Genomic DNA, 15,663 nt, shown 5'->3' with positions numbered 1-15,663 from the left:
GAGTGAGAGTTGACGCGCATCAGCACTACTGGCGATATGACGCCGTGCGCGACGGCTGGATCACGCCGGCCATGGGTGCGCTGCGCCGGGATTTTCTGCCGACGGATGCCGTGCCGCTACTGGCGGACGCACGCATCGACGCGGTCGTTGCGGTGCAGGCAGCTCAGTCGGACGCCGAAACGGAGTTTCTACTGACACTCGCTGAACGCCATGACATCATCCGGGGCGTGGTTGGGTGGGTGGATTTGCAGGCGCCGGATCTGGCGGAGCAGCTGGACCGCTATCGTAGCGCGCCGATGCTCAAGGGATTCCGTCATATCGCACAAGGAGAACCTGACGATTTTCTCGCGAGATCCCAGGTGATCACCGGCGTTACGGTGATGGGTGCGCTCGGCTACAGCTACGATATCCTGATCTATCCCCGACAACTCGCGGCCGCCGAGCAATTGGTATCATCATGTCCCGACGTGCGCTTCGTGCTCGATCACTGCGCCAAACCGGACATCGCGGGCGGCCGCCTGGAGGAATGGCGTTCCGGATTGCCGCGTCTGGCACGATACAACCATGTCACCTGCAAGCTGTCCGGCCTGGTAACGGAAGCGTCATGGCACACGTGGACTGATGCCGACTTGTTGCCGGTGCTCGATGCGGCCGCCGAGGCGTTCGGGCCGGAGCGACTGATGTTCGGATCGGACTGGCCAGTGTGTCTGGTGGCGGCCGGGTATGCTCGCGTGGTCGACGTCATAGAGCGCTGGGCCGAGCGATTGACGACCGCTGAGCGTGCGCGCGTTTTCGGCGAGACGGCGCGCGAGGTGTATCGGCTTACCGCGGTCCCTTGCGAGCGAGCGTGTGTATCGTCGGCCGATGCAGCCAACTTGACGGATCGCCAATGATGAAAGACGCCGGGAAGCGCGACCGACGTGCCTTCACCAGGCCGCGTACCACAAGCTGCGGCGGGACGTCGAACATCACACGCACCGTGCGCGACTCGCCTGCGGGGACTACGCCGCCAATCGAATCACGGTGCTCGATCGATTTCGCCTGCACCACGTGACCGCCATCGGCCATGAGGTACACATAGGCATCCGGCTCTGCCTGCGGCCGTCCACGGCCGCGATTGGAGAGGCGCACCTCCACGGTGATCCGTTCGGGAACGGTGCGCGCTGATTCATCGACTGCAATGCACCAATCGTCAAAGCACTCGTTTTCGCCTGGTGAGAGTGTTCGACCTGGTTGGAAGAGCGACACCGCCAACAACACCACGATATAGCAGGCCGCTCCGAGGCCCCATCGCCGTCCAAGGCGAAGTGTCGAGGCGCGCTGGCCGCGGACGAGATGCCATGCCACGCGGATCGCGACGACGAGCGTGGTCAGCAACGCTATCAGGAAGGCGACATCGGGGGGTCGCATACCGAAAGCTGCAGCATATTCTTTGTGCTGTCAAGTTCTTTGTACTGCATGGACGCCTTGCGGAGTTCCCCGGGAGCAGGTGTCTTTGGCGGACGTCGTGCTTCACTCCGATCTACCGCCAAGTGCGCGACCCCCTTCGCGCTCTTCGCGGTAGAATTGTGGTTGGCCCGCCCTGCTCGGAGCCCTGATTGAACCTCGAACTCCACCACCGCGTCATCCTCATCACGGGCGGCGCCAAAGGCATCGGTGCCGCCATCACGCGCGCGCTGGTGGCCGAGGGCGCGCGCCCGGCCGTGCTCGATCGTGACCCGGCTGCGCTTGAGGCGATCACGTCCGAACTGGGGAACGGCATTGCGATCGCCGGTGATCTTCGCGACCCCGATGCCTGCCGCGATGCGGTGACCGAAACGGTTCGGCGGCTCGGCACCATCGACGCCGTGGTCAACAACGCCGGCGTGAACGACAGCGTCGGTCTGGAACACGGCGACCCCATGCGCTATCGCGAATCGCTTCGTACCAACCTGCATCACTACTACGATATCGCCCACTACGCGCTACCACATCTCAAGGCGTCGCGCGGCACCATCGTGAACATCGCCAGCAAGACCGCCATCACGGGACAGGGCAACACGTCAGGCTACGCCTCGGCCAAGGGCGCCATTCTCGCCCTCACGCGCGAGTGGGCCGCCGAATTGCTGCCGTATGACATTCGCGTCAACGCCATCGTGCCGGCCGAAGTCATGACGCCACTCTATCGCGCGTGGCTGGACACCTTTCCCGACCCCGCTGCCAAGCAAGCGATGATTCTTGCGCGCATCCCGCTGGAGCACCGCATGACGTTGCCCGAGGAGATCGCCTCCATGACCTGCTTTCTGCTGTCGCCACGCGCCGGACACATGACGGGGCAGCACCTGTTCGTGGACGGCGGCTACGTTCACTTGGATCGCGCCCTGACCTGATCATTCACCATTGATTCGTTGCCCGGAGACTCGATGCCCGATCGCAGTGCGCCGCTTACCGAACGTCGATACGTCGTGCCGTTTGTCCTCGTCACGTCGCTGTTCTTCCTGTGGGCCATCGGGGTCAATCTCAATGACGTCCTGATTCCGCATCTCAAGAAGGCACTCGACCTGAGCGACTTTCAATCCTCGCTCATCCAGACGGCGTTTTTCGGCGGCTACTTCCTGATGGCACTGCCCGCCGGATGGATCATGCGGCGGGTCGGCTATCGCAAAGGCATCCTGGTTGGGCTGGGTTTGTGCGCGCTTGGCACGCTGCTGTTTCAACCGGCCGCCACGGCGCGCTGGTATCCGTTCTTCCTGCTGGCACTGTTCGTGATGGCCTGTGGTCAATGCGTACTGGAAGTGGCCGCGAACCCGTATGTCACGGTCCTGGGCCCGTCGGGCAGTGCGGCTCGCCGTCTCAACACCGCGCAGATGTTCAATGCACTGGGCGCGGTCATCACGCCCATCCTCGGCGCGCAATTCATCCTCTCGGGCGTCGAGCATTCCGGCGCCGATCTGGCGACGATGACGCCAGCCGCCATCGAGGCGTGGCGCGCGACTGAAGCCACCGGAGTGAAGGGGCCCTATCTGGTTATCACGGCGCTGTTCGTGCTGGTGGGGGTGATGATTGCCCTGTCGAAGCTGCCGGAAGTGAAGGAGCCCGGCGAGGGTAGCGGTCGCGGACTGGCCAGCGCCTGGCGTCACGCGCACTTGCGTCGTGGGGTATTCGCCCAGTTCTGCTACGTGGGCGCACAGGTGGGTGTGGCGTCGTTCGTGATTCGATTTGCGCAGCAGGCGTTGCCCGGTACGGGCGAGCGCGTTGCCGCCGACTTTCTCAAGTGGCATCTGGCTGGCTTTCTGGCGGGACGTGTTATCGGCACCGCGCTCATGACGCGCATCCCGGCGCCGCGGATGTTGGCCGCGGTTGCCGCGCTGGGTGTGGCGGCTGCCGCGTTTGCCGCCTCGGGATCAGGCGCGGCGGCGGTCTGGATGATCGTCCTGCTCGGCCTGTTTCATTCCATCCAATTCCCCACCATCTTCGCGCTGGCCATCGATGGCATTGGTGAGGACACGAAACTGGGATCATCGCTGCTGGTGATGAGCATCGTGGGCGGCGCCATCATTCCGGCGGCGATGGGAGCGATATCCGATGCGCAAGGTATTCAGACGGCATTCTGGATTCCGGTGTTCTGCTATGTGGTGGTGTTGCACTTTGCCTTACGGGGCCACAAGCACACGTTGGCCGTGACATCATGAGCCAGGGCCAACTCCAGCGCTGGTGTCTTGCGCTCGACCTCAAGGACGATTCCGCCCTGATCGCGGAATACAGTCGTCTGCACGAGCGAATCTGGCCGGAGATAGCCGCCAGCATTCGGGATGCCGGTATTGAAAGCATGGAGATCTGGCGTACCGGCAATCGACTGACCATGGTCATGTCGACCAACGAGCACTTCAACGCGGCCGCGAAGAGCGTGGCCGATGCGGCCAACCCGAAGGTGGCGGAGTGGGAAGCGTTGATGTGGCGCTTCCAGCAACCATTGCCGTGGGCGGACCCGGGGCAGAAGTGGGTACCGATGACGAAGATCTTCGATCTCGTTGAGCAACCGTGAGCGATTCGTGCGTGTAGCACTCGCCGTCCCCTGTTACGTCGACCAGCTTCGGCCGTCGGCGGCGCAGGCGACGCTCGTGCTGCTTGAGCGACTGGGCTGCGACGTCAATTTGGCGTTTGACGCACCCTGCTGCGGGCAACCCATGAGCAATGCAGGTGCCGTTGCCGCGGCGCGCGGCGCGGCGACGACGTGGGCCACCAGCGCGCGACCGTTCGACGTGGTGGTCATGCCGTCAGGGAGTTGCACCCATCATGTGCGACACCACCTGCCTTCGTTGGTGTCCGGTGACGCGGGCACTCACGCGGCTCGCGTCACCTACGAGTTGTGCGAGTTTCTCGCCGGACCGCTTGGCATGCCGCAACTCACCGGTCGCTTTGCCCATCGTGTGGCCATGCATCTGGGCTGTCATGCACAGCGCGGACTGCGACTGGGCGGGTCGTCCGAATTGCATCAGCCACCCAGTGGCCCCATGCACACGCTGCTCGGTGCATTGGACGGCCTGACGCTGGTGCCGCTGGACCGCCCGGACGAATGCTGCGGGTTTGGGGGGTCATTCGCGATTGGAGAGCCCGAGCTGTCCGTGGCCATGGGCCGCGACCGGCTGACGGACTACACGACGCACCAAGCCGAGGTGCTGGTGAGCAGTGATCCGTCGTGTCTGTTGCATCTCGAAGTCATCGCCAGTCGCAGTGCTGTTCCCCTGCGCACCATGCACATTGCCGAGTTGCTGGAAGAGGCGACCCGGTGAGCACGGCCCTTCCCGTGCTGCATCGCCAGGGCGTCGGTCATCCGGAAGCCGCGGCGGCGTTTCTGCGTGATGATGAGCGTGCGGCCTGGCACGACGACGCGCTCTGGTTTGTGCGACAGCGTCGCGATCGGGCGACCGATTTGCCCGAATGGGAAGCGCTGCGTGAAGCGGGATCGGCGCTCAAGGCGCACGCCATGAGTCGCCTGGCCGAATTGCTCGTGGAGTTTGAGCGGCGCGCGACCGCCTCGGGCGTCTGTGTCCACTGGGCGCGCGACGCGGCCGAGCACAATGCCGTGGTACGTGGCATTCTGCGCGACGCCAAGGTGAAGCGCGTGGCCAAAAGCAAGTCGATGCTCACGGAGGAGTGCGGACTCAATTCGTTTCTGGAAGCGGACGGGATCGAGGTGGTCGACACCGATCTCGGCGAACGCATCGTGCAATTGGCGCACCAGCCGCCGTCGCATATCGTGCTCCCTGCCATTCACTGGAAGAAGGAGGAAATCGGCGCGTTGTTCCACCGCGAAATGGGCACACCCGCCGGTGAGTCGTCACCCGACGCACTGGCCGCGGCCGCCCGCGTGCACCTGCGTGATGCATTGCTCAACGCCGATGCCGCCATCACGGGCGCCAACGCGCTGGTGGCCGAAACCGGCGGCGTGGTGGTCTGTACAAACGAGGGCAACGCCGATCTGGGCATGCATTCGGCGCCAGTCCATATCGTGTGCGTGGGCATCGAGAAGATCATCGCCACGCTGGATGATCTTGGTGTGTTGCTGCGCATCCTGGCCCGCAGCGCCACCGGTCAACCCATCACTGCGTACACCACGCACGTCTCCGCCCCGCGACCCGGCGCCGCGATGCATGTGGTGCTGGTGGACAATGGTCGCACGGCGCGACTGGCAGATGCCGACATGCGCAGTGCCCTGCACTGCATTCGCTGCGGCGCGTGTCTCAACACCTGCCCCATCTATCGGCGCAGTGGCGGATACAGCTACGGGCATGTCATTCCCGGGCCCATTGGCGCGATCCTCGCGCCGGCGGTCGATCTCGGTGCCCATCGCAGCCTGCCGTTTGCCTCGACGCTCTGCGGATCGTGCGGCGACGTGTGTCCGGTGAAGATCGACATCCCCGGACAACTCCTGACGTGGCGCGAACGCAGCGCGACGGCCGGTGCGCTCCCCGGAGGCTACGCAACGATCTTTCGCCAACTCGGGCGCCTCTTGTCCAGACCAGTCAGCTTCGCGCGCGCCGGTTGGGTTGCCCGCAGCGCCCTGCGTACTCTGCGTACCCTGCGGTTCATTCCTGGAACTCGCGTCGCGCGCAGATGGAATCCCTGGACGCGCCCCGGTCGCGACCTACCGCTCGCGCCACGCGAGTCATTCCGCGAATGGGCCAGACGCGCCGGGCGAATCCCGTGAGCGCGCGCGAAACGATCCTGTCGGCCATTCGGGCCGCGGCGGTTCCGCCGTCACCCGCCGCACCGCACGTGACCGGTGATATCCGCGCACTCAACCTGTTGGAGCGGTTCCTGCAGGTCCTCGCCTCGGTCGGCGGGCGCGGTGTCTCGGGTGACCCGACGCGCTCCGTGAACGATCTCATCGCGGAAATTGTCACGGACCTCGGCGTCGGCGATCGCGCCGACGTGGTCGTGGTGCCCGGTCGGTGTGCAGTGGCCGAGAACGGCTCGGTGTACGTCGACGCCGCCGACCTCCGCGAACGCGCCGATATCGTGCGCGCGGAACACCTGATTCTGGTTGTCCCTCACGGCGCACTGGTACCTACCATGCACGATGCCGTGCGCCTGATACCTGTCGAATCCGCTTGCGGTTGGTTTCTGAGCGGACCGTCGAAAACCGCGGACATCGAGCAGTCATTGGTAATTGGAGCGCAGGGCGCCCGCACACTGCATGTGGTGTTCGACCGGGAAGGCCGGGAGATCGAGCTGGTGGTTGCGCCATCCGCGTGAGAGGCACAACCACCATCTCGTGAACGCCCAACGGTGCCGGTTCAGTCTTCCTTGTACAGCATGGCGCCAACATACGACGCGGCCAGCATGGTCACGAGCGACACCATGGCGGACATGACGAAGAAGTTCATCGAGAACAGTCCCATCACCACGGTGAAGTACCACGTGATGCCACCGATGGCCCACATCATCAGGCCGGCCTTCACGGCGGTACCGGCGCCCGCACCAAATCGCGGACGGATGGCCGCGTACGTGAATACCGTCAACAAGCCGTACACGAAATCCAGCACCACAAACGAAACGGTGTTGGAAGGTGCCATGATGTTCGTCATCAGCGCGGGATTGAGCGCGTCCAGGTCGGTCTTGAACCGATCGGCCATGATGTACGTGTTCGACAGGAAATCGCAGATGTTCAGCACGACGCCTGCGGCAAGTCCTCCGATGAAGACCTTGCCCGTGTTGATAGCCACACTAGCCTCCTGATTCAGGGAGTGGGACTGCAGCCGATCTCGGCACGCTGGCGATGTTCCGGAAATGCCGGCGTGTGCTGCGGCGAGCGTCGAACATCAGGGCGCGCCGGAAGGCCTTCAAGCAAACTCGGCGGTATGGGGAGTGACGGCGCGCTGACGGTCACTCTGTATACTCGCGGATCGAAGGAGATCTTACCGCAAAGTTCGCAAAGTGCGCGAAGGAGGAACGGCAATGGACCGGGAACGAGCGAGCAGGGAAATTGTCGATTCTGCAATCAAGGTTCATTCGGCAATTGGGCCTGGGCTCCTGGAAAGCGCGTACCTTGCTTGTCTCTCGTATGAATTGCGCAGTAGGGGTTGTCGCGTGGAAACACAAGTTGCATTGCCTGTCGTCTATCGGCAGGCTCGGCTCGATGCGGGCTATCGAATCGACATGCTCGTCGAGGGATCAGTGGATGTCGAAATCAAAGCCGTCACCAAATTGCACGCCATCCATTCTGCCCAGCTGCTCTCATACTTGAAGTTGAGCGGTAAAAAGCTCGGACTCCTCCTCAACTTCCATGAAGTCCGCATGGTCAACGGCATCCGGCGCATGGTCAACAATCTGTAGACAATTTGGTCGAACCCCTTCGCGCACTTAGCGACCTTCGCGGTTCAAATCCGGCAATCCAAGCAAGCCTCAAGGCTTATCCACCAACCCACGCATCCCCCCCGGATACCGCTCCCCCGACGCCGCATCCGCGGGGATCATCTGCGCGAGTCGCGCCAGCTCTGCCGCGCTCAATCCCACGTGCACCGCACCAACGTTCTCCTCCAGTCGCGCGATCTTCGTCGTGCCGGGAATCGGCACCACGTCCTCTCCGCGCGACATGACCCACGCCAGCGCCAACTGCGCCGGCGTACAGCCCTTGTCCGACGCCATCGCCACGACCACGTCCACCAGTCGGCGATTTACGTCGAAGTGCTCCGACTGAAAGCGTGGTGAAGTCCGACGATAGTCGCCCGCCGGCAAGTCACTGGCTGCCGCGAAACGCCCCGTGAGGAAGCCGCGTCCCAACGGGCTGTACGGCACAATGCCAATGCCGAGTTCGCGGGCCACCGGGAACGCATCGTGCTCCCAATCGCGTGTCCACAGCGACCACTCCGATTGCAGCGCGCTGATCGGATGCACGGCTGCGGCGCGGCGCAGATTCGCCGGACCTGCCTCCGAGAGCCCGAGGTATCGCACCTTTCCCTCCCTCACCAACTCCGACATTGCGCCGACGGTCTCTTCAATCGGCACGCTCTTGTCGATGCGATGCAGGTAGTACAGGTCGATGTAATCGGTATTCAACCGCCGCAGTGAGGCCTCGCAGGCCGAGCGCACGTAGTCGGGCCGACCGCAAGCGCCCCGCCGCTCCGGAAACGCCGGGTCGCGCAAGATGCCGAACTTGGTGGCCAGGACTACGCGGTCCCGGCGGTCAAGGATGGCTCGTCCCACCAGCGCCTCATTGGTGAAGGGACCATACACATCGGCGGTATCCAGCAGCGTGATGCCGAGCTCAATGGCTCGGTGCATGACGGCAATGCCTTCGGCGTCGTCGCGCGAACTCGCCTCGCCGTAGAAGTCCGACATACCCATGCAGCCGAGGCCCATGGCCGAGACGCGGAGACCGTGGCACCCGAGGGCGCGAGTGGGGAATGAGCTCATTTGATGAGTCTAGCGCCGGAGCCGACGGGAGACCACAATGCTGTCATCATTGGGCCGCGCTCCTCCTTATCGCTCGAGTCGACGCTTATGTCCGATCGCACCAGCACGTCCTCATCGCGCCGGGATTTCCTGGCATCGGCCGCCAGTGCCGCTGCGTTCGTCGCCCTCCCTTCGCTGCGTACCGAACGCGTGACAAGGGACCCCGACGATTTGCCGGTACTCGGCCATGGCGACTTCCGCTATACCATGAACCACGCCTGGGCCAAGCTTCCCAAGGGCAAACAGTTCGGGTATACCCACGGCATCGTCGAAGATCGCGCCGGTCGATTCTACATCGCCAACCAGAGCCGCGACGCCATTGTCGTGGTCGACGCCCAGGGGAACTTTCTCTCCTCGTGGGGCCAGGCCTATGCGAAAGGTGCCCATGGCCTGCGCCTCTCCGAGGAGAACGGCACCGAATATCTGTATCTCGCGAATACTGGTCTGGGTGAAGTGGTGAAAACCACGCTTGATGGCGACGTGGTGTGGCAGGCCGGTCGACCGTACCTGGCCGGTGTGTATACGCCGGAGCGCGGATACAGCCCAACGGAATCCGTCGTTGGCCCCAACGGCATGCTGTATGTCGCCGACGGGTACGGACAATCGTGGATTCACATTTACGATGCCAAGGACGGCAAGTATCTCGACTCGTTTGGTGGACGTGGGACCGAACCGCACAATCTTCGCCAGCCGCACGGTATCAGCATCGACACGCGCGACGGCACCCCGAAGTTGCAGGTTGCCGATCGCGGCAACGTGCGCATCGTGAACTTCACGTTGCAGGGCAAGTATCTGGGTGAGGTAGTCACCAAGACCGATCTGCGCTTCCCCTGCACATCGCTCCATCGCGGTGACCTGATGTACGTGCCCGATCTCTATGCGCGCGTTTCGATCTTTGACAAGGCGAACAAGAAAGTGGCTGATTTGGGCGACTACCTCGAAGGGGGGTCGTTCACCGGTGAAGCCCAGTTCGGCACTACGTATCCCGATCTCAAAGGCTATCCGAATGTTCCGCACGACAAGCGTCGACAGGATCGCTTCATCTCGCCGCATGCCTTGTGGGTGGATCGTGCCGGAAACATCTACGTCGTCGAGTGGATTGACGACGGCCGCGTGACGAAGCTGACCAAGGTCTGACTTCCGGCGCATGTCGCGCACCCTGAGAGGTCTCGCGGTCGGTCTGATAGCGCTGCTGGTGGCGGCGGCGGTCGGCGGCGACCATGGGTCGTCACTATGGCCCTTCGTTGGTCGCTTTCATCCGCTGCTGGTGCACTTGCCCATCGGCGTGCTCGCCCTCGCCATGTCGTGCGACGTGGCAGCACGATTCTCGTCTCGCGCAACGCTGCGTCCGTTGGTGTCGCCACTACTGCTGATCGGCGCCTGGTGTGCGATCGGGTCGGGCATGGCCGGTCTCGTCCTCGCCGATTGGGGCAGCTACGATCCCGCACTGCTGATGTGGCACCGTCGGCTCGGATTGGCCGTACCGGCGTTGGCCGCGCTCCTATACGGGTTGCGCGCGCGCGCGGGAGCGAGTGATGCCGCGTTTCGCGTTGCCTCCACGGCGGCATCGGGTCTGCTGTTCGTTGCCCTCGTCGTCGGTGGACACCTCGGCGGTACGTTGTCGCGCGGCGACGGGTACCTCACCCGACATCTTCCAGACGGCGTCCGACGGTTGGTGGGACTGCGGGGCGAGAAGGAACTCACGAGCATTCACGTGGCGAACCCTGAGTCAACGCCGGTATACGACTCGCTGGTGCAGCCCGTGCTCACCATGCGCTGCGGATCCTGTCACAATCCTGAACGCAAGAAGGGCGGCCTGATTCTCACCAGTGCCACAGGGCTGTTTGCCGGTGGACGTCAGGGGAAGGCGATCGTCGCGGGACGCGCGGACGACAGTGAGATGATCATTCGGCTGTCGTTGCCGCCCGGACACACCGACGCCATGCCACCCGATCGCCCGATGCCGAACGCGGAGCTTGCGCTCATTCGTTGGTGGATCGACCAGGGTGCCTCGACGGACATTACGTTGTCCGCCATCGAACGCCCGGCGTCCATTCGTCGCACCTTGGCAGCCTACGGATTGGACGATCTCCTGAGGGTGTCTTCGCCCTTCGCGTGGCGGCGCCGGATTCGTCGGCCGTCACCATGGCTCGCAACAGCGGACTCACCGTGCAGGCACTCGGCACAGACGTCGGGTATCTGAGCGTGGATGCCACCAGCGTTCCCGCCAATTGGACGGCCGGTTCGCTCGCTGCGCTACGACCCCTCGCCGCCAACGTGACCACGGTCAATCTCGCACGGACCTCTGCCGGTGACTCAGCACTGGCAACGCTCGGCATGATGCCCCACATCACGCGACTGCAACTGTCGGGGACGCACGTCACCGATGCGGGATTGGAGTCGCTCCGGTCGCTCAAGTATCTCGAGTACCTCAGTCTGGTGGATACCGAGGTGAGCGATGACGGTCTTCGCGCGCTCGAGCAATTGCCACGTTTACGCGCGTTGTTCCTGTGGGGAACGCGGACGACCGCTGGCGGCGTGACACGCCTGCGGCGAGCCCTCCCGCGCGCCGTCATCAGCGTGGGCGCGCCACCTCTCGTGGAACCTCCCCGTGCGGATACCGCGAAGCCTGCGGTCAAGCCGGTAACGAAAGCCCGATGATGTACCCACGACGCAGGTACAGTCTGGCGATAGGCGTGATCCTCGTCGGGGTCGCGTTGCTGCGGGGGCGCGGCACACTCGACACCTTTGGCGGAACGGTGGACTTCAACCGGGACGTGCGCCCGATCCTCAACCGCAATTGCGTACAGTGTCATGGTGGCGTTCGCCGACAAGGTGAGCTGAGTCTCCTGTTCCGCGAAGACGCCCTGCGCCCGGCAAAGTCGGGCAAGCGGGCCATCGTGCCCGGCAATCCCGGCGCAAGCGAGATGATCCGGCGCATTACCCATGCCGATCCGCACGACCGAATGCCCAAGGGGAAGGAGTCGTTGTCGTCGCACGACATCGCCATCCTGCGTCGATGGATTGCCCAGGGCGCCACGTGGCAGGACCATTGGGCGTTCGTGAAGCCGGTCGCGGCTCCGCTACCGGCGGTGTCCAATTCGCAGTGGCCTCGCACGGACCTCGATCGCTTCGTCCTGGCCCGATTGGACGCCGAGCATCTGACGCCGTCCCCGGAAGCCGACTGCAATACGCTCGCGCGACGGGTGAGCATCGACCTGATTGGCCTGCCACCCACGCTGGCTCAGGTCGACGCCGCGTGCGCTGATGGCATCGGGGGCGGTTACGGGCAGCTGGTCGACACGCTGCTGGCCTCTCCGCGATTCGGAGAACGGTGGGCCACCATGTGGCTCGACGTCGCCCGCTACGCCGATTCCAAGGGTTACGAAACGGACCCGGGTCGGCCCATGTGGCCGTATCGCGACTACGTCATCAACGCGTTCAACCGTGACCTGCCATTCGATCAGTTCACCATCGAGCAGCTGGCTGGCGATTTGTTGCCGAACCCGACCACGGAACAGCGCGTGGCGACGGCGTTTCACCGCAACACCATGACGAACAACGAGGGCGGCACCGACGACGAGGAGTATCGCGTGGCCGCCGTGATCGATCGGGTGAATACGACATGGGTGGCCTGGCAGGGCACATCGATTGGGTGCGCGCAATGTCACGGGCATCCGTATGATCCGATTCGCAACAACGAGTTCTATCGCGCGTTCGCCATCTTCAACAACAGCGAAGACTGGGACCAGTTCGATGAGTACCCGGTGCTGCCGAGTTTTGCCGACAGCAGCCGCGCGCGCGGCATGGCGTTGTTCGACACGCTGGAGACGTTGCGCGCCGAGTTGGACAGTGTGGCACGATTGCCGGAACTGGAGTTGGCGCGCCGACGTTGGGAAGGCGAGCTGAGTGTCCCGGCGGTGGCGGGCAAGATCAATGGCACATCACTGAACGAAGTGCGGCGCATTGTCCGCACACCGGAGGCCGCGCGCGACGTTGGCCAACGGGCGCTGCTGCGATTGGTGTTCAGCGAAGTGTCCGACCACCCCGAGTTGAAGAAGCGTCGCGAGCAGCGCGGCACGGTCAACAAGCGATTTTTCGCGACCAAGCCCATGCTCACACCCGTGATGCGCGACTTGCCTCCGGCCCGCCGCCGTACCACGCGCATGTTCGAGCGTGGCAATTTTCTGGTGCAAACCGACGTGGTGCAGCCCGGTGTGCCAGTGGCCATCGCGCCGGCGCTCGAGCGCGGCGCCGAGAATCGGCTGGGACTCGCCAAGGCGCTGGTCAGCAGTCAGAATCCCCTCACGGCGCGCGTCACCGTCAACCGATTCTGGGAACAGCTGTTTGGTGTGGGACTCGTGGAAACCAGTGAAGACTTCGGCACCCAAGGCACGCCGCCGTCGCATCCGGAATTGCTGGATTGGATGGCGCTGCGCTTCAGCAGTGAGCAGCATTGGCGTGTCAAGACGTTCCTGCGCGAGCTGGTCCTGTCGGCCACGTACCGACAGAGCTCGGCCGCCTCGCCGGCGTTGCATGAGCGAGATCCGGCCAACCGATTGCTGGCCCGCGGCCCGCGTTTTCGCATGAGCGCCGAGCAGGTGCGCGATGTGGCGCTGGCGGCGTCGGGACTGCTCAGCGACCGGATGTTCGGCCCGAGTGTGATGCCGCCGCAACCCGACGGCGTGTGGCAGCGTCCGTACAGCGGCGAGAAGTGGGTGATTGACACGGGAGCGAACGGGCATCGCCGCGCGCTGTACACGCTGTGGAAGCGCACCGCACCGTATCCGTCGCTGGTCACCTTTGACAGCCCCAGTCACGAGTTCTCGGTGGCCCGGCGCGTGCGCACCAATACGCCGCTGCAGGCGCTGGTCACACTGAATGATCCCGTGTACACCGAGGCGGCACAGGCCTTGGCGAAACGCATGATGCCCGGCGGACCGCTGATGTTGGACAGCACGCACATCGATGGGGCGCTGGTGATGGGCTATCGACTGGCGCTGCAACGCGCCCCGGCTGCTACCGCACTGACGGCACTACGAACCCTGTATCTCAAGTCGTATCAGTACTACGCCGCACACCCGGCGGAGGGTGCTGAGGCGGCGGGCATGGCCCAAGCCAGTCCATCGTTGGCGGCCTTGAGTGTGGTGGCCAGCAGCATTCTCAATCTCGATGCGTTCATCACGAAGGAATAGCCTCAACGCAACGCACCATGTCCAATCACGGCGACTATCAGCAGCGACTGCTGCAGCACATCACCCGTCGACATTTCCTCGAGGTGGGCGCGACGGGTATTGGCGCGGCCGCCCTGGCTTCACTGCTCGGGTGCGACATGCCGCGCGGTACGCCGCTCAGTGCCGTGCCGCGCGACAGTCGAGATCCCATGGCGCCACTGGTTCCGCATTTCCCGGCCAAGGCCAAGCGCGTGATTTTCCTGCACATGGCGGGGGCACCATCGCAACTGGAGCTGTTCGACTACAAGCCTGTGCTGGCGAAGCTCGACGGTCAGCTCTGCCCGGAATCGTTGCTGGAGGGCAAGCGGTTTGCGTTCATCAAGGGCATTCCCAAGATGCTGGGGCCACAGGCCGAGTTCCAGCAGCATGGCCAGTCGCGCGCCTGGGTGTCCGATCGTATGCCGCATCTGGCGCAGGTGGTGGATGACATCGCCTTTCTCAAAGCGATGCATACCGATCAGTTCAATCACGCGCCGGCGCAATTGCTGGTGCACACCGGGGGTCCGCGCCTCGGGCGACCCAGCATCGGGTCGTGGGTCACCTATGGCCTTGGCACCGAGAACCAGAACCTGCCGGGTTTCGTGGTGCTGCTTTCCGGTGGCACCGGCCCCGATGCCGGCGCCAGTGTGTATGGCAGCGGCTTCCTGCCCAGCGTGTACCAGGGCGTGCAGTGTCGCAGCGCCGGCGACCCCGTGTTGTACCTCTCCGATCCGAAGGGTCTCCCGCGCGAATTGCGAAAGGCATCGCTGGACGCCATCAATACGGTAAACCAGAGTCAGTATGAAGCGGTTGGCGACCCCGAGATCACCACCCGCATCGCGCAGTATGAAATGGCGTTCCGCATGCAGCTGTCGGTGCCCGAGGCGATGGATATCTCCAAGGAGCCCGCCTCGGTGCACGAGATGTACGGCACCACCCCTGGCGCGACCTCATACGCCAACAATTGTCTGCTGGCCCGCCGTCTCGCTGAGCGCGGCGTGCGCTTCATCCAGCTGTTTCACTGGGGCTGGGATTCCCATGGGGCCGGTGCGTCGGAAGCGCTCAACGCCGGATTCAAGGAACGCTGCAAGGAGACCGACCGGGCGACGGCGGCGCTGATCATGGATCTCAAGCAGCGCGGTCTGCTGGATGAAACGCTGATCGTCTGGGGCGGCGAGTTCGGGCGGACGCCCATGCGCGAGAATCGCTCAGGGAGCGACAATCCATTTGTCGGACGCGATCACAACAACGGCGCGTTCACGATGTGGATGGCCGGCGGTGGAATCCGCGGCGGCGTGTCACATGGCGAGACCGATGAGATCGGGTATCAGGGCGTCAGCGGCCAAACCGATGTGCACGATCTGCATGCGACCATTCTGCGACTGCTCGGCTTCGATCACGAGCGACTGATTCATACGTTCCAGGGGCGGAACTACCGGCTGACGGACACGTCGGGGCAGGTGATTCGGGAGATTGTCGCGTAAGGCGTTTGGGACCGCGAAGTGCGCGAAGT

16 protein-coding genes are annotated in these 15,663 nt (G+C 63.9%); 13 read left to right on the top strand and 3 right to left on the bottom strand.

Translation table 11 applies throughout. The annotated features are described in order from the left end of the window. Positions 1-2: 2 nt before the first annotated feature. Entirely contained in the window at positions 3-893 is an 891-nt protein-coding gene (locus IPP90_06805; GenBank protein ID MBL0170435.1) for an amidohydrolase family protein, read from the top strand. On the opposite strand, the gene IPP90_06800 is transcribed toward IPP90_06805, so the two are convergent. Then, the gene (locus tag IPP90_06800; GenBank protein MBL0170434.1) at positions 823-1,410 is read right to left on the bottom strand and encodes a hypothetical protein; all 588 of its coding nucleotides are present in this window, start codon (positions 1,408-1,410) and stop codon (positions 823-825) included. The two genes, IPP90_06805 and IPP90_06800, sit on opposite strands and share 71 nt — an antisense overlap. A 188-nt stretch (positions 1,411-1,598) precedes the next feature. Between IPP90_06800 and IPP90_06795 the strand changes: the two genes are divergently transcribed. Genes IPP90_06795 through IPP90_06770 form a run of 6 tightly spaced genes read left to right on the top strand, consistent with a single transcriptional unit; the run spans position 1,599 to position 6,738 of the window. After that, positions 1,599-2,369 carry an SDR family oxidoreductase gene (locus IPP90_06795; protein ID MBL0170433.1) on the top strand — a complete coding sequence of 257 codons (771 nt, stop codon included), beginning with the start codon at positions 1,599-1,601 and terminating at the stop codon, positions 2,367-2,369. A gap of 33 nt (positions 2,370-2,402) precedes the next feature. After that, positions 2,403-3,671: an L-fucose:H+ symporter permease gene (gene fucP / locus IPP90_06790; protein ID MBL0170432.1), complete on the top strand. Its 1,269-nt coding sequence runs from the start codon at positions 2,403-2,405 to the stop codon at positions 3,669-3,671. After that, positions 3,668-4,024 (top strand): L-rhamnose mutarotase, encoded by a 357-nt coding sequence (locus tag IPP90_06785; protein ID MBL0170431.1) that lies wholly within the window; start codon positions 3,668-3,670, stop codon positions 4,022-4,024. The genes fucP and IPP90_06785 overlap by 4 nt, the downstream gene beginning before the upstream one ends. Positions 4,025-4,031: 7 nt before the next feature. Next, entirely contained in the window at positions 4,032-4,772 is a 741-nt protein-coding gene (locus tag IPP90_06780) for a (Fe-S)-binding protein (GenBank protein ID MBL0170430.1), read from the top strand. Between the two features lie 17 nt (positions 4,773-4,789). Then, the gene (locus tag IPP90_06775; GenBank protein ID MBL0170429.1) at positions 4,790-6,190 is read left to right on the top strand and encodes a lactate utilization protein; all 1,401 of its coding nucleotides are present in this window, start codon (positions 4,790-4,792) and stop codon (positions 6,188-6,190) included. Beyond that, positions 6,160-6,738 (top strand): LUD domain-containing protein, encoded by a 579-nt coding sequence (locus IPP90_06770; GenBank protein ID MBL0170428.1) that lies wholly within the window; start codon positions 6,160-6,162, stop codon positions 6,736-6,738. The genes IPP90_06775 and IPP90_06770 overlap by 31 nt, the downstream gene beginning before the upstream one ends. Before the next feature lie 41 nt (positions 6,739-6,779). On the opposite strand, the gene IPP90_06765 is transcribed toward IPP90_06770, so the two are convergent. After that, the gene (locus IPP90_06765; protein ID MBL0170427.1) at positions 6,780-7,208 is read right to left on the bottom strand and encodes a hypothetical protein; all 429 of its coding nucleotides are present in this window, start codon (positions 7,206-7,208) and stop codon (positions 6,780-6,782) included. 232 nt (positions 7,209-7,440) lie between these two features. On the opposite strand from IPP90_06765, the gene IPP90_06760 reads away from it, so the two are divergent. Further along, positions 7,441-7,818: a GxxExxY protein gene (locus IPP90_06760; GenBank protein MBL0170426.1), complete on the top strand. Its 378-nt coding sequence runs from the start codon at positions 7,441-7,443 to the stop codon at positions 7,816-7,818. Between the two features lie 69 nt (positions 7,819-7,887). Here IPP90_06760 and IPP90_06755 read toward each other — a convergent pair whose 3' ends face one another. Beyond that, on the bottom strand, positions 7,888-8,898 hold the full coding sequence (locus IPP90_06755; GenBank protein ID MBL0170425.1) for an aldo/keto reductase: 1,011 nt from the start codon (positions 8,896-8,898) through the stop codon (positions 7,888-7,890). 87 nt (positions 8,899-8,985) lie between these two features. Between IPP90_06755 and IPP90_06750 the strand changes: the two genes are divergently transcribed. Genes IPP90_06750 through IPP90_06730 form a run of 5 tightly spaced genes read left to right on the top strand, consistent with a single transcriptional unit; the run spans position 8,986 to position 15,634 of the window. Further along, complete coding sequence (locus IPP90_06750; protein ID MBL0170424.1) at positions 8,986-10,074, top strand: 6-bladed beta-propeller; 1,089 nt, start codon at positions 8,986-8,988, stop codon at positions 10,072-10,074. A gap of 10 nt (positions 10,075-10,084) precedes the next feature. After that, positions 10,085-11,140, top strand: a complete 1,056-nt coding sequence (locus IPP90_06745; GenBank protein ID MBL0170423.1) for a hypothetical protein — start codon at positions 10,085-10,087, stop codon at positions 11,138-11,140. Next, entirely contained in the window at positions 11,083-11,598 is a 516-nt protein-coding gene (locus IPP90_06740) for a hypothetical protein (protein ID MBL0170422.1), read from the top strand. The genes IPP90_06745 and IPP90_06740 overlap by 58 nt, the downstream gene beginning before the upstream one ends. A gap of 35 nt (positions 11,599-11,633) precedes the next feature. Continuing rightward, positions 11,634-14,132 carry a PSD1 domain-containing protein gene (locus tag IPP90_06735; GenBank protein ID MBL0170421.1) on the top strand — a complete coding sequence of 833 codons (2,499 nt, stop codon included), beginning with the start codon at positions 11,634-11,636 and terminating at the stop codon, positions 14,130-14,132. Positions 14,133-14,149: 17 nt separating this feature from the next. After that, positions 14,150-15,634 carry a DUF1501 domain-containing protein gene (locus tag IPP90_06730; GenBank protein MBL0170420.1) on the top strand — a complete coding sequence of 495 codons (1,485 nt, stop codon included), beginning with the start codon at positions 14,150-14,152 and terminating at the stop codon, positions 15,632-15,634. Positions 15,635-15,663: the final 29 nt, after the last annotated feature.

Source organism: Gemmatimonadaceae bacterium, assembly GCA_016720905.1.
Taxonomy (GTDB): domain Bacteria; phylum Gemmatimonadota; class Gemmatimonadetes; order Gemmatimonadales; family Gemmatimonadaceae; genus Gemmatimonas.
The sequence above is the reverse complement of the archived record's forward strand: the minus strand, read 5'-3'. Positions and strand labels throughout refer to the sequence as shown.